General features: G+C 59.2%; 2 protein-coding genes. Both read left to right on the forward strand.

What is annotated here, in order from left to right:
- The first annotated feature begins 77 nt into the window (after positions 1-77).
- Positions 78-11471: an amino acid adenylation domain-containing protein gene (locus tag ABVT36_RS15640; protein WP_368457377.1), complete on the forward strand. Its 11394-nt coding sequence runs from the start codon at positions 78-80 to the stop codon at positions 11469-11471.
- 22 nt (positions 11472-11493) lie between these two features.
- Positions 11494-16392, forward strand: a 4899-nt coding sequence (locus tag ABVT36_RS15645; RefSeq protein WP_368457378.1) for an amino acid adenylation domain-containing protein, incomplete at its 3' end; no start/stop codon positions are given.

Consider the following 16392-nt stretch of genomic DNA (forward strand, 5'->3'; position numbering starts at 1 on the left):
TCTCTGATAGCGCGACCCAGCGCACTGTTCCGACGTTGCCCGGCCCTCTATGCCGCGCAGGCAGTGGTTGATCTCCTATGAATATTTTCACGCTGTTCGACCAACAGGTTGCGTTGCGCCCGGACGCCGTTGCACTTGTGGCTCAGGGTCAGGCACTGAGTTATCGGCAACTGGGGCAAAAGGTCGACGCGCTGGCCGCAGTTTTATTGGCACAGACTGGCTTTGCAGCGGAGGCCAGGGTAGCTCTTTGCCTCGATCGCAGCCCCGATATGGTTATTGCCATGCTGGCGGTGATGAAAGCCGGTGCCGCCTATGTTCCTATCGATCCCGAAGGCCCCCCTCAGCGTTTCGCTACCATAGTCGCAGCCGGCGACTGTCGCTGGCTGATCAGCCAGTCCCGTCACCAGGCTTTGATTCATCTGGCACTGGGACATCTGGACGCGGCCAGGCCGGTTATTTGGTCCGACCGGCTGGCTCCGTCGACTACTCCGAAGCGCTGGCCCCGTCTGAGTGATGCGCAGCTGGCCTATGTGATGTTTACCTCCGGCTCCACCGGCAAGCCCAAGGGGGTTATGGTCGAACACCGGCAGGTGAGCAATACCCTGTCGGCAATGGCGGGCGTGTATGCAATCGGTGCGGGCACTGAGCGGGTGGGTGCATTTGCCAATGTCACCTTTGATGTGTCGGTGGCGGAAATATTCGGCTGTCTGTGTTTCGGTGGTCAATTGCATTTGCTGGACAATTCGGTGCGCAAGGATTGCAATCTGCTCTTTTGCTACCTTGTCCAGCACCAGCTTAATTACCTGTATCTGCCGCCAGCGGTTTTAGCCCTGTTGCCCAAGCAGGCACTACCGCATCTACGCGCTTTGGTCATCGCCGGTGAACCCTGTGATAAAGCTACCGCTGTTCACTGGTCGCAATCACTGCCACTCCATAATTACTACGGACCCACCGAGGCCGCCATCTATGCCACGGGCACGCGCGTGAGCGCCCAGCAGACAACCAGTATCGGTTGCCCGCTGGAAAATACCTCGGCGCTGGTATTGGATGAAGGACTGCAGCCACTAGCCGATGGTGTGGTGGGAGAACTCTTTCTGGCTGGCGCGGGCCTGGCGCGGGGTTATTGCCGCGCACCGGGCCAGACCGCCGAACGGTTTCTCCCCAACCCATACGGGGACGGGACGAGACTCTACCGCACCGGCGACCTGGCGCGCAGAAATCAGCAGGGCGCTCTGGAATACTGCGGTCGCGCGGATCAGCAGGTAAAAATTCGCGGCCACCGGGTGGAAGTCGCCGAAGTGGAAGCGGCGCTGTTGCGCACGGAGGAAATCGCTCAGGCGCGGGTGATAGTGGCGGACCGGGGAGGCGTCAAGGTGCTGCTGGCCTATGGGGTGCCCCGGGAAGGGCAGCGGCCGGGCATTGACAGTATCAAGGCCGGACTGGCAAAGGTGCTGCCCGAATATATGTTGCCCGCGGGTATCGTGTTGATGCCTGCCCTGCCGTTGACCCCCAACGGCAAACTCGACCGCGCTGCACTGCCGGCACCCGATGATCCCGTGGCGGGGGGCACTCCGCGCAACGACACAGAGCGGACACTGTGCGAAATTTTTGCAACCCTGCTCCATGTGCAGCGGGTCGGGCGGGGTGATCATTTTTTTGCCCTGGGGGGCAATTCGATTCTGGCGATGCGCGCCTCGGCGGAAATTCACCGGTGGCTGGGTTTTCCCGTGTCCGCATCCGCCATTCACCAGCATGGCACAGCCGCCGCACTGGCGGCGCTGACTAGCGGCGCACTAACGGAAATTCCCTCCGCACAATCCGATTCTGCGCCCCTGTCGTTCGAGCAGCGGCGCCTGCAGGTGTCCGCGCTGATAAGCAGCGAACCCAGCCTCTACCATGTGCCCAAATTGTGGAGACTACCGGCCGGGATTGAGATGCCGGAGATCCAGTCGCTGGGTGATGCCATCCACAGGGTGTGCCAACGGCACCGGGTTCTGTTCAGCCTCTACGACGATCGGGAGCAGCAGCGGGATGGTGGCTGTGAACCCATGGAGCTGGAGGTGCTGCAGCTGGCCGGGGAATCCGATCTGCGCAAGGCGATCGGCGACCGGGTTCAGAACCCTTTTGACTTGCAGCGGGATGCGAGCTTGCGGGCTCACTGCTTTCACTGTGCGGACCATTATTATGTTTTGCTGGTGTGGCACCACATCGCATTTGACGGCCTGTCGCTGGACATATTTATAGAAGAACTCAATACCGTTTTACGTGTGGCAGGATGGAGGCAAAAGCCGGGGCCGGAGATTGGGGTAGCCGCGGGAGAGGAGGCGCCGGGAGCACTGGCCGACCCGCTTCCACAATTACCGGTGCAGTACCGCGATTATGCCGCTTGGCAAAGGCGGGTGTTAACGCCGGGGCAGATGCAGGTCCCTTTGGACTACTGGCGCGCGGCTCTGGCGGGCGCGGAAGCTGCAGAATTGCCGGCCGATTTTCCCCGACCCGCGATTTTCGACAGTTCCGGCGCGGAAATGGATTGGCAACTGGACGCATCCTGGTTGCAGCGCTGCGAGTCCTTTGCCAGGCGCCGCCGCACCAGTCTGTATGCGCTACTATTAGGTGCTTACGCCCTCGCCCTGGCCATACTGGGAAACCGCAGGCAGCTGGTGATCGGGGCTCCTTTCAGCACGCGGCAGCACCCCGACCTGCTTCCCCTGATCGGCTGTTTTGTCAATATGCTGCCGCTGCGTATCGACCTCAACTTTTCCTTATCGGTACGCGACTATCTGGCAAAACTTCACCGGCTGCTGGGGGAGGCAAAAGCGCATCAGGGACTGCCCTTCGACCAGTTGGTTGCCGCCATAGCGCCCCCCCGGGATGACAGTCGGCATCCGCTGTTTCAATGTGTATTCAATTTCGAGGACGAAAGCATCCAGCCAGTCCCGGACTGGGCTGCGCCGTCTTTCGACCAGTATTCATGGCTGCCGACCGCCCCGGCCATGTTCGATGTGACTGTCACCGCGAGCAAAACCCGACAGGGCCTGCGGCTCAGGGCCAATTATGCGCGCACCTTATTCGCCTCTGAAACCATAGCCGGCCTGGGGGTCCTTATCCTGCAGCTATTGGAGGGGATGGTCGACGGCGATCATTCACCCTTGTGGAGCCTGGTCCGCACAGCGCCTTCAGCTCTGCCGCCGGGCCGGGATTCGATTTCCCGGCCCGGCGAAACAGAGCAAGGCCGCACCACCCTGTACCAGCAATTTTTACAGAGGGTGGAGGCGCAGCCGGACAAGGTGGCCATCAGCCAACACCCTCTGGAACAAGTTGCCCCCATCCACCTCAGCTATGGCGCGCTGCACCTGGGTGCCGAAGTGCTGGCCGCGCAGCTACTGGCCGCGGGTGCGGCGGCTAACGGCGCACCGACAGTCGCGATTGCCGGGCCACGCAACTACCGGTGGGCACTTGCCATGCTGGCTTGTGCGCGGCTGGGAGTCGCCTATGTGGCCATCGACGAAAAGCGTCCAGCCGCGCAGTGGAGCCGTATGCTGGCGCAGGCCGGCTGCCGCTGCCTGTTGCAGACAGCGGAGGCCGCACAGATCGAGCAGGATTCGTCTGCAGTGACTGTGTTGAACATAGCGAACTTACCCCGCGACTGCATACAGTCATTGCCCCGGCTGTCGGATATTACCGGTGACAGCCTGGCGTACGTCATGTTTACCTCCGGTTCCACCGGATTTCCCAAGGGCGTGGCAGTGCCCCAGCGGGGGGTATTGCGGCTTGCCAATGACCGGTCGGCGGTCCCGATCCATGAGAGCGATCGCCTGCTGTGGACCTGCGCCATGGCCTTCGACGCTACCACCTACGAGTTTTGGGGAACTCTTCTCAACGGGGCCAACCTGCACCTGGTGCCCGACGACCATTTACTGCAGAGCTGGACATTGGGTGAGGCCATCAAAGGCCTGTCCATTAGTGCCATGTTGATGACCACTCAATTGTTTCGCCAGCATCTGGCCACTGATGCCAGTTTGTTTCGCCCACTCCGGCAGTTGATCGTTGGGGGTGAGGCCATGTCGGCGGACGATATTCACCGCCTGCGGGCCGCCGATTGCAGACTCACCCTGGTCAACGGCTATGGACCGACGGAAAACACCACTTTTTCCACCTGTTTTTCTATTGGTGCGGGGGATTCCCTCCCTGCCCCAGGTGGGGAATTGCCTATTGGCTACGCGATTGACCAGTCCTATGCCTATGTGGTGTCGCGTGACGGCCGGGTTCAACCCAGTGGTGCGCGGGGGGAACTATGGGTGGGGGGCGAAGGACTGGCGGCGGGCTATGTGCGACAGCCCGGCACAACTGCCGAGCGCTTTGTGCCCGACGCCTTCAGCGGCAGGTCGGGAGCCAGGCTCTACCGCACCGGTGACCTGGTGCGCAGCGACCACCGCGGTCGACTCATTTTCGAAGGCCGCTCGGACCAACAAATCAAACGGCGGGGCTTCCGGATAGAGCCGGGGGAAATCGAATACCAGCTACAGCAGTTGCCCCCGGTGGCCCAGGCCCGGGTGTTGTGGCGCGATGCCGGGCATCGGGGTGTTGATGGCCAATTGCTGGCCTATGTGGTTCCCCGGGATCCTGATGCAGAGTGGGATGGCCAGTCTGTTTTCGCGCAGCTGGCCACAAGTCTGCCCACCTATATGTTGCCGGATGATCTTATCCCGCTGCGGGCATTGCCGTTAAACGCCAATGCAAAGCTCGACGTGTCCGCGCTGCCGCTGCCAAAGGCGGAGTCGCGTTCCACATCCAGGGCGCCGCGGACCCAGCGGGAAGCGGCCCTGTGCGAAATCTGGCGGGAAGTCCTGTGCCGGCCGGAACTGGGCATTGACGACCACTTTTTCCAACTGGGGGGGCATTCCCTTCTGGCGGTGCGTTTGAGCGCACTGAGCCGCCAGCGACTGGGTGTTGAAATTCCCCTGTCCCTCATTTACCGCTATCCCACCATCGCGCGGCTCCAGGACCATCTGGTAACCGACCAGGTTCCGACAATCGACCGGCGACCCGACGGATCGGCGCCGGCGCTGTCCCACGGGCAAAAAGGACTGCTTTATTTGCACCAGCTGGATCCGGGGCGCAGCGACTACCACATTCCGTTTCTGTTTCGGGTGTCGGAGCTGCACTCGGTGCTCCTGTTGCAGGCTTTACAACGGCTTTGCCAGCGCCACCCGGTGCTGCGCACAGCGTATCCCATGCGCGGGGGAGACCCGGTGCCCGTATCTGTGTCCGGCCCCGTGGAGGTGCGGGAAAAACGGCTGGCCTCACAGGCGGAACTGGAGAAATCCATTCGCCGGCAGGTGGCGGAGGTTTTCGATTTATCCAGGAATCCGGGTCTGCGTCTGGTCCACTATCGGGTGACAGGGGAAGCCAACCATTTTGTGCTGCTGGTGTTGCACCATATCGCCTTCGACGGCTGGTCCCAGCAGGTTTTTTTCCAAGAGTTGCACCAGGTGTTTAGCGGTCTGCAGCGGGGTGAAACGGTGGCCCTGCCGGAACTCCCGATCGACTACTGGGATTACGCCCACTGGCAAACACAAAGTGTATCGAGCCCGGCTCTGGATGAAGCCAGAGAATATTGGCAGGCGCAATTGCAGGATTACGCCCCTCTGACACTGCCGGTCAGCGCATCGGCGGCTGTATCTGACTCTCAGGGTGCCTGCGTTCCCCTGCCGCTTGACCCGGAAATCAGTCGCCGCCTGGATGCACTCGCCAGACAGCAGGGGGTCAGCCGCTATGCTGTGCTGTTGGGTGCTGTTTATCTGACCCTGGCACATCATTGCAACCGCCTTGACCTGGTTGTCGGCACTGTTTCCGACAACCGGCCTCACCCGGAAACCCATGGGCTGGTGGGCTTCTTTGCCAATACCCTGGCGCTGCGGATGCGCCTGTCCCCGTCTATGCCGGTGACACAACTTATCTCTACTTTGTTCGAGCGCATCGCGGACGCGAAACGCTATCAGGAACTGCCTTTCGACAAGGTGGTGCAGGCCTGGCAAAAATCACCCCAGGCCCCGCTGGTCCAGGTGTTTTTTGACTGGAACACCAGCGATGATGGAGAGGAGGCGTCGGTCACCCGCCTGCCCTGGATTGAAAAGCGTCAACTGTATTTGCCCGCCAAATTCGACTGGCAGTTTTCACTGCGCGATTCCGCCCACTCCATCCAGGGCGAGTTGATTTACCCCAGCGCACAGTTCAATACCGCTTCTATGCAAGCCGTGGCCGCAACCTATCGGCGCGCGCTGGTGGCCTTGCTGGAGCGGGGCGGGGCGCCGATTTCTCAGATCAGTCTGTTGCCTCCGGATGATTTGGCAGCACTCTGTCAGGCGGGGCAGGGCCCAAGCCTGTCTCTGCCCGCGGTGGAAAATATCGCTGCGGCTTTTCACGCACGAGCCGCTACCCGGGCGGATGCAGTGGCCCTGGTGGCTCTGGATGAGCAGCGGCATATAAGTTACCGCTGCCTGGCTGCCAGAGTGGACCGATGGGCACAACCTATTTTCCCATTGGTCAATGCCCGTGCCGGAACAGGTCAGCCGCCGTTCGTGGCGGTATACCTGGAAAAGAGTATCGATGCGGTGACCGCCATATTGGCGGTGCTCCAGGCGGGCGCGGCCTATGTGCCTTTGTCCCCCCGGCAACCGGCCGGCCGCGTATCCACACTAATGCGTCGCAGTGGCGCAGTTGCCGTTATCTGTCGGCGCGACCAGTTGCCCGATGAGCTTGTGGACGCAACGCCAAGGGTACTGGACATTGGCGAACTGGACAGAGCGGGCCCCTTAACGGCCACCGCCGATACCCAACCCCAGTGGTCGGGCAGTGCTCTGGCTTATCTGCTGTATACCTCCGGCAGTACGGGCGCGCCCAAGGCGGTGATGGTGCAACACCGCTCCGTCGTCAACCTTATTGCACACCAGCAGCAGAGTTTGAATTTTAATTCCGCTGAGCGGGCCCTGTGGACGGCGGATTACGTATTCGACGCCTCGGTGGAACAGTTATTTTTATGTTTGCTCACGGGTGCCACACTTTGCCTGGCAGCCCAGCCGTGTATGCGGGAAGTGAAGTTCCTCCAGCGGACACTGGTCGATCAGAAAATCAGTCATTTGCACGGGACACCGGGACTGTTAGCGGTATTGGCACAGACGGGTTTATATAGCGCTGGCGAAGGATCGGGAATTCTGCCGAATTTGCGGGTGATCAGTGCCGGCGAGGCCTGTACTCCACAGGTCAAATCGGTTTGGGGCAGGACATTAATCAACAAGTACGGCCCCACGGAAACCACTGTGACCGCCGCGCAGGATCTGCACTATGGGACGCAGATCTGCGTCAACAGTATCGGACGTGCGGTGGCCAATACCCGTTTGTTGGTACTGGATGATAGTGGCCAGCCCTGTCCGGTTGGAACAACGGGGGAGCTTTACATCGGTGGTCGGGCACTGTCGCTGGGATACTGGGGCCAGCCGGGTCTCACAGCGGAAAGGTTCGTGCCCGATCCGTTTGCAGCATCCGGTCAGGTCGGGGAAAGGCTCTATCGCAGCGGTGACCTGGTGCGCTGGCGACCGGATGATCAGGGCCTGCCGTCGCGGCTGGAATTTATCGGACGCCGGGACCAGCAGGTACAAATTCGGGGCTTCCGGGTAGAACTTTCTGAAGTTGAACATTGCCTGGCCAGTCACGACGCAATCGCGCAGGTGCGGGTGCACTGGTGGCCGCAACCCCAGGGTGTGCTTTGCGCTTATCTGGTGCCCAAAGACCCCAGTCTTTGCGACTACTTGCGCGAGCCATCGGAAGAGGGAGCGGCCCCTGAAGCCTGCGTAAGCCAAAGTGATCGTTTGCACAATCTGGTGATGGATATCCGGCAACAGGCCAGTACCCAATTGCCCGACTACATGCTGCCCCAGGCATTCATTCCACTGGCGCAACTCCCCCTGAATATCAGCGGCAAACTGGATACCACGCGGTTACCGCCGCCGCAAACCCGCCTTGAAACCCAATATCAGGAACCCGCCACCGCCGGTGAACAACGCCTGGCTGCACTCTGGTCGCAACTGTTGCATCTGCCCAGGGTTGGCAGGGAGGATGATTTCTTTTCTCTCGGAGGCCACTCGCTGTTACTGATGCAGCTGGCAGCGCAGATACCGGTCGCATTGGGCAAAGATGTGGGTATGGCCGGCCTCTACCGCCATTCGAATCTCAAATCCCAGGCCGCCTATATCGCCGGCGCGGCGGATGCAGTGTGCGATACAAGCTCTGCGGCGGGGGAGGGGGACACGGCGCAACCGCGCGCGCGCGCCCCTCTGTCCTACGGCCAAAGGCGGCTGTGGTTTTTGCACCAGTACCAGGGGCCGACCGCAACCTACAATATTCCCCTGTTGATGCGCCTGCAGGAACCCGTGGACTGGCAGTGCCTGTCCGCGGCGCTGACCCGAGTGTTCAGCGCACAGCCCTCTCTGCGCTGTTGCTTCGAAAGTTCCGGCGAAGGGCCTCAGCAGCTATTGCTGGATCCGCTTCTACCGCCATCCCTGGAAGTGTTGGATTCCATGGCACAACTGGTGGCGGAAATCCGTCGCGCCCGGATGCACGCCTTTGATCTCAACGGCGAGCGACTTTGCCAAGTGCGTCTGCTGCAGGCCGGTGGCGATGGTCCAGTGGTATTGTTTTGGCTGCTGCACCACTCAGTGTTCGACGGCGCCTCCAAGATCCTGTTGTTACAGGAGCTGCAACACCACTATGGGGCCTTGCTGGATGGGGGTGGAAACTCTGTCCCGGAGCCGCCACCAGGAAGCCGGCTTCCGTCCGCTGCCCTGTTGCCGAAAGATCACAACCTCGAACTGGAGTTCTGGCAGACCTATTTACAGGGCCTGCCTCCCCACCTGGATCTACCTACCGACATGCCGCGCCCCGGCGAACAAAGCCATGAGGGCGCCCTGCACCGGCAGTCGCTGCCACAGAGCCTGGCAGCGTCTCTCGGCAGGCAGGCGAGGGACTGGGGCGTTAGCGTCAACAGTCTCATGATGAGTGTATTCGCCCTGCTGTTGTCCCGCTGGTCCGGTCAATCCGACCTGGCCATCGGCATGCCGGTGAGCCTCAGGGACAAGCCGCGCGATCAATCCCAAATCGGGTTTTTCGTGAATACATTGGTAATCCGCTTTCAAACGCCGGCAGACAAACCACTGCGTCACTATGTGCAGGCACAGCATGGGCAGATCATGGCTGCGCTGGCCCACAAGGAATTGCCTTTCGAACAGTTGGTGGAAGTGATCAATCCTTCCCGAGTGCGCAATATCACCCCGCTATTTCAAGTGGTATTCAGTTTCCAGCGGCAAGAGGCGCAGACCCAGTCGCAGATTCACTATCTGGAACTCGACGAACTCGAACAGGGAGTCGCGCACTTCGATTTGACCTGTGCTGTCACCGATGGCGACCAGTCGATGGATATCGCCTTTGAATACAATACACAGCTCTTCGATGCGGCGACCATAGTGCGCTTGGAGCAGTTGTACCGACAAATGCTGCAATCGCTGGTCTGCCACCCGGATCTGGTTCCAGTTGAATGCCGATGGCTGTTGCCACCGCCACCGCCGGCCCCGGAAGTCTGCACAACTGAACAACTGCCGGTCCCCTCTGCCTTTGTCTACCGGGCCGCCCAGACGGCCGAAAAAATTGCAGTGACGGCAGTGTCCTCCTGTGGCTTGCCCGAACATGTGAGTTACGGCGAATGTGTGCGGCGGGCGAGACTGGGAGCCAGGGCGCTGGCCAAACAGGGGGTCAAAAGCGAGGAGCGTGTGGGCGTGGTTGTGTCGAGACACAGCTCCGTCATTATCGATCTACTGACGGTGTTGTTTGCCGGCGCCGCCTATGTCCCCATCGATAACAGATTCCCGGCTGCCCGCATTGACAATATACACCGCCAAAGCCTTATCCGCCTGACGCTATGCGATGGACAATTGGTTGGTGGGGCAGGGCGGGAGCAGTGCGGGAAAAATTCGCAAGACCCTCCTCGGGGGCCTGAGGTCCACACAGGCTCCCTGGCTTACACCCTGTTTACATCGGGCACTACCGGGACGCCAAAAGGCGTCGCCGTTGAACACGGCAGTATTTTGAATTTGCTGCAAGGGCTCAAAGAGCGTGTCTATGGGGATCAGCCACTGCCAATGGCAGATATGCGCATCGCACTAAACGCCTCTCTGGGTTTCGACGCTTCCGTGCAGCAGTGGGTGACCTTACTCGAAGGTGCAACCCTGGTGATGGTGCCGGAATCCATTCGCGCCGACAGCCGCCAGATGTACGATTTTTTCCACACCAGTGCCGTGGATGTGGTCGATTGCACACCCTCACTGTTGACCCTGCTGATAGAGGATGATCAGCGGCTTCAGGAACTTCCCCATATCGTATTAGTGGGCGGCGAAGCCATAGAACAGTCGCTGTGGGACAGGCTGGCCAACTGGCCCCACCGCAGCCGCTTTTTCAATCTCTACGGCCCCACCGAGTGCACCGTCGATGCCTGTGTGCGGGCTATTGACACAACATGTCCGGTTCCAAGTGTGGGGCGGGCACTGGAGGGCAGTCAGTGTTATTTGGTGGATGAGAAGGGACACCTCTGCCCTCAGGGTATGCCGGGTGAGATCTGTATTGCGGGTAGCGGTTTGGCTCGAGGATATCTGGGGCGCGGCGCCATGACCGCGGAAAAATTTGTGCCCAACCCCTGGGGTCAACCCGGGAGCCGACTTTACCGCAGTGGAGATATCGGCCGGATATTAAATGACGGCAGCCTGCAGTTCCTGTATCGCCGCGATCAACAGGTCAAGCTGCGGGGCTATCGCATTGAGCTGGGTGAGATCAATGCCGTTATGACGCAGTGCGATGAAATTAAGCAGGCGGCCTCACATGTGTTGCCAGGAGAGCAGGCACAACTGGTGTGTTACCTGGTTGGTGACGAACCGGCGCCGGGCCAGCCGCCACTGAGCAGTGAAGAGTGCCGGGGTCACGCCCAATCGCAACTCCCCAGCTATATGGTTCCATCGGTGTTTGTGTGGCTGCCTTCACTGCCATTGACCGCCAGCGGCAAACTCGATGTGCGGGCGCTGCCACCGCCATCGAAGTCCGCCGCACGCGAATTTGTCCCGCCCACCACGGAAGTGGAAAAAGGTGTGGCCAAAATCTGGCAGGAGCTGTTGAAAATCGATGATCCGGTCAGCACCGCTGATGATTTTTTTGAGCTGGGTGGCCACTCGCTGCTGGCAACCCGCATGTTGACCATGGTGAATGAACGCTGGTCGATTGCTTTGCCGCTGGCTGCGGTATTTGACGCAGTCAGACTGGCAGATTTTGCCCGGCAGGTGGAAAAAGAGTGTTGTGAAGGAAGGGTATCCTCGCAAAAAGTCGAAGCGTTTCACGTTGACGACGAATTTGAAATGGAAGAGTTTGAATTGTGATAAGTCAGCTGGAAGCTAACCGATGAATACACATACTCAGCAGCGGCCGCAAGGTTGGCCGGATAACCCCATGGAGTTTCTGCTGCAAGCAAAAGAAGTCCATGTGTTTATCTCGTTGATAGATGGCAGACTGAAAGTGAAGGGGGATCGAGAGGCCCTAACCCCTTCGCTAAAACAGGCGCTCGCCGCACGCAAAGCGCAAATTATACGGATTTACGAACAGCTGGGTATCAGTTCAAATCAGCAAATAGCACCCTCCGCATTTTCTCAGCAGCGACTTTGGTTTTTGGATCAGCTCGGCGGCAACAGTGTGCATTACAATATGCCCTCTGCATTGCGTCTGCGCGGCGACATCCACCTGGAGGCCATCGAACAGGCCCTGAATACCATTGTCGAGCGGCACGAAAGCCTGCGCACAGTGTTCGTCGCAGTGGGTGACTCTCCCTATCAGATTGTACGGGAGTATCTCCCGCGCTCTGTTTCCCCTGTCGATCTTACTGATCTGCCCCGGGAACAGCGTGAGCAGCGGTTGAAGCAGCTCAGCCGCGAGGAATCCAACCGTCCTTTCAGGCTCGACTGCGAGCCACTGTTGCGCTGGCAGATTCTCCTGTTGGCACAGGACGAAATAGTGCTGTTGCGCACCATGCACCATATAGCCGCAGATGGCTGGTCTATGGGGGTCTTCAACAATGAGTTTCAGAACCTGTACCGGGCCTTCAGTCAGGGTCAAGCCAACCCATTGGCACCGCTGGAGGTTCAGTTCGCGGATTATGCCCACTGGCAGCGGAAGCATGTAACGGGAGACGAATTGCGTCGCCAGTTGGAGTTTTGGACCGAGACCCTGGCGGGGATTCCCGCAGTCCACAGTCTGCCGCTGGACAGGCCCAGGCCGGCAGTGCAAAGCAATCGTGGAAAGAGCCTCTCCAGCCTGATCGACCGGGATACCGTAACTGCGTTTGAGGAGCTCTGTCGCGCACAGGGGGCCACGCTGTTTATGGGGCTGAACGCCGCCTTTGCGCTTTTGTTGGGGCGTTACAGTGGTCAGAGTGACATAGTCATAGGCACTCCGATCGCCAATCGTGAACAGTCCGGGGTGGAGCGGTTAATAGGCTTTTTCCTCAACACCATAGTGTTGCGCACCCATCTGGATAAAGCTGGATCTTTTAAAGAATTGCTGCTGCAGGCACGGCAAAAGGCCTGGGATGCCTACGCACACCAGCAGGTACCATTCGAGCACCTGGTGGCTGAATTGGACCTGGCGCCATCTCTGGCCTATTCGCCCGTATTCCAGCTTATGTTGATCCTGCAAAACAACGATCACGGCGACGGGCAACTGGCCGGTCTTGAAATGGAAACAGTTGGCACAGGATTCAGTTACGCCAAGTTCGATCTGACCCTGAATGCTATGCAGGAAGACGGTCAATTGTTCATGGCCTGGAACTACAATACGGACTTGTTCGACCAGGCCACCATTGCCCGTATGGCCAATAATTTTGCCGTGTTGATGGATTCGGTGGTGAAAGCCCCCTCCAGGGCCCTGTCCCAATTATCCATGCTCCATCCGGTCGAATATCAACACTGCACGCAGATCTGGAACCGAACCCAAAGTGATTTTGCAAAGAAGTTATGTGCACATCAACTGTTTGAAAACAGAGCGGCGCAAAGCCCCGACTGTATAGCCCTGGTAACCCATGCGGACCAGTGGTCCTATAGTGCCATCAATGCCCGTGCCAATCGCCTGGCCCGCGCGCTACTGGAACAAGGTGCGGGCCCCGGTACCCAGGTGGGCATATTTCTGTCACCGGGTGAGCAGCTGCTGGTGGCGGTGCTGGCGGTATTGAAGTGCGGTGCCTGCTATGTACCGCTGGATATCAATGCGCCACTTCAACGCATCGAGACCATTTGCCGGGATGCCGACCTCAGGCTGCTGATGGGCACGCCGCGAAGTACGGAATCTATCGGTTTCAATATTCGTGTGCTAAACCCAGCGGATGAAGGCAGACTCTGTTGCCACAGCGAAGGGAATCTCAATCTTCCCGGGCTGATGCCGCAGCTGCCCGCATATATGCTGTACACGTCCGGCTCCACCGGCCGCCCAAAGGGCGTGCTGGTCAGCCATCACAACCTGGTGGCCTATCAACACGCCTGCGAAAATCTGCACGGCTCCCTCGAGGGCAGGCGCATACTGCAGTTTTCATCCTTCGCATTCGATATCTTTGCGGAAGAAATTTGTCTGTCGCTGTTTTCCGGCGCAACTCTGGTGATACGCGATGCGGAACTCCTGTTGGGGGGCGAGGATTTTCTGCGGGGCGTCGACCGGCAAAAAATCAATATCGCATCCCTGCCCACGGCTTTCTGGCACCACCTGTGTGCAACACTGCCCGCCGGGATACAACTGCCGCAATCCCTGACGCGAATCATTGTTGGCGGCGAGGCGATGGCGGCACCGGTCTGGCGCCGCTGGTTGCAGTCCGGTTTGCCAGCTATTTTGCTGAATACTTATGGCCCCACTGAGACTACAGTCGTCGCCACCACATTTGATCTCAAGCAGTGGTCAATGGATCTCGGACAGATACCCATTGGTAAACCCATCGCCAATACCCGCTGTTATGTGCTGGATGCCGATCTGCGGGTGTGTCCGGTAGGCGCAGTGGGGGAATTGTGCATTGCCGGGGAAGGCCTTGCCCATGGTTATTGGCGGCAGGGCGCCACGACGGCCCAGAGTTTTGTTCCCAATCCATTTACACAGGAAGTGGGGGGAGAGCGACTCTATCGCACCGGCGACTTGGTGAAATACTCCGATGATGGGTATTTACTGTTTGTCGGGCGGCGGGACCACCAAGTTAAAGTGCGTGGCTTTCGGGTTGAACTCGAGGACGTCGAACAGAACCTAATGGCCTGCGAGGTCGTTGATGCCGCAGCAGTCATTGTGGTTGGTGAGGAGAACGACCGCAGTTTGGTGGCATATGTCGGTACCAAAGGTGAAAAAGCAGCGGTAAATGACGCTGAAATATACCGTTTTCTACGTCACCGGCTCCCGAACTACATGTTGCCCAGCCATATTATCCTGCTCGATTCGCTGCCGCTTACCGCACAGGGAAAAGTGGATAAGCGGAGCCTGCCGGCGCCCGACAGGTTGTTGCGGGAGAGGGTAATTACAGAGCCCGAAGGGGAGGTAGAGATCTTACTGGCGAGCCTTTGGCAGCGGGTATTGGGCGTTCAGCAGCTGGGTCGATACGACAGTTTCTTCGCCCTGGGTGGGCATTCCTTGAAAGCCATTCAATTGGTTAGCCTGGTTCAGGACAGCTTCCAGGTTAAATTTTCGGTCAAAGACATTTTTGAGCGCCCCAGTCTGTTCGAACAGGCACAGTATCTGGTGGATGCGGAAGGCGATGAGTTCGAGGATACGGGGCCGGTACTGGCTGCCTCAGACGATAGCGATGCACCCCTGTCATTTCCACAGCAGCAGCTTTGGTTCCTGTCGCAATTAAACGGGCCTAATTCCGTCTATAACATGGTTTTTACGCGTCGGGTAATCGGCGATATTGACCGCGCTGTAATGCTGCAGAGCCTCGCAGCTTTAACGGAACGACAGGAGGCCCTGCGCACCCGCTTTGTGCTAAAGGCAGGCCAACCCTGGCAGAGGCCGGATAGAAACCCCACGCCTGTGGAACTGGAGCAGGTGGAAACTGAGGCCCAGTTGCAGCGGGTAGTCCGACAGGAGCAGCAATATCCGTTTGATTTAAATGCCGACTTACTCTGTCGCCTGCGGTTGCTGGAATTGCGCTGCGACGACGACCGGGAAGCGCCTGGTGAACTATTGCTGCTGGTGAATCTGCACCACAGTGTATCCGACGCCTGGTCCATGTCTATTTTCTTTCGCGAGCTAGGTGCTATTTACCGGGCCCTGGTTCGGGCCCAGGTACCAGCCTTAGCGCCATTGCCGATTCAGTACCGCGACTACGCCCGCTGGCAGCAGCAGCGATTACAGGGCGGGAACCTGGATAATCTGCTGGATTTCTGGCGCAGTGAGCTGCAAGGGCTGCCACCTCTGTTGGCCTTGCCTGGCGATTGGGCAAGACTCCCGGAGCAGCAGTTTCGCGGCGCTCTGGAATCCTTCACCGTTCCGCCGCGTCTGGCGCTGGCACTCAAACAGTTGAGCCAGGATCAGGGCGTTACCCTGTTTATGACAATGATCAGCGGGTTTGCCCTGTTGCTCGCCCGAGCCAGTGGTCAATGGGATTTCGCTATCGGAACCCCGGTGGCGAACCGCACCAGGCAGGAAACCGAAAGTCTTATCGGATTTTTTGTCAATACGCTGGCGCTGCGTTTCCGGGCCCATGCCGGTGACAGTGTCACGCAGCTGCTGCACAAGATGCGCGACCGCATCCTGGCGGCCTTCGCCCATCAGGAATTGCCGTTCGAAATGCTGGTGAAGACGCTGAACCCAGAGCGGAATCTCAGTTACAGCCCGGTATTCCAGGTCATGTTTGCGATGCAAAATGTGGCCGCGCCGGTCGGGGATTCACCCGCGGACCGGACTGCGACACAGGACGCTCCGGAGCTGGCGTTTGCCCCCTGGGCCGTGGAGTCGTCCCCGGGCGGTCAGCGGGCGCGCTTCGATCTGACCATGAACGTACGGGAAGAGGGCGGAGCCATAAGTGGCGTACTGGAATACAACCGCGACCTCTTCAAGGCGGAAACCATCCGCCGTTTTGTGGGGCACTATTTGCAATTGCTGGATGCACTCAGTGCGCACCAGGATTGTCGCATTGGTCAGTTGAAACTGCTTACTCCGGATGAGCGGGTGCGCCAACTGGAGAGCTACAACGCCCCGACTCAATTTTCCGAGCCGCCGGCTTTTGTTCACCAAAGAGTGCAGCACTGGGTAGAGCGAAGTCCCGATGCCATAGCGGTGACC

The organism is Microbulbifer sp. TYP-18, from assembly GCF_040932045.1.
Lineage (GTDB): Bacteria > Pseudomonadota > Gammaproteobacteria > Pseudomonadales > Cellvibrionaceae > Microbulbifer.

What these genes read in the sequence shown, in the direction of transcription:
- ABVT36_RS15640 (WP_368457377.1), top strand. Translation starts at nt 78, where the DNA reads ATGAATATTTTCACGCTGTTCGACCAACAGGTTGCGTTGCGCCCGGAC.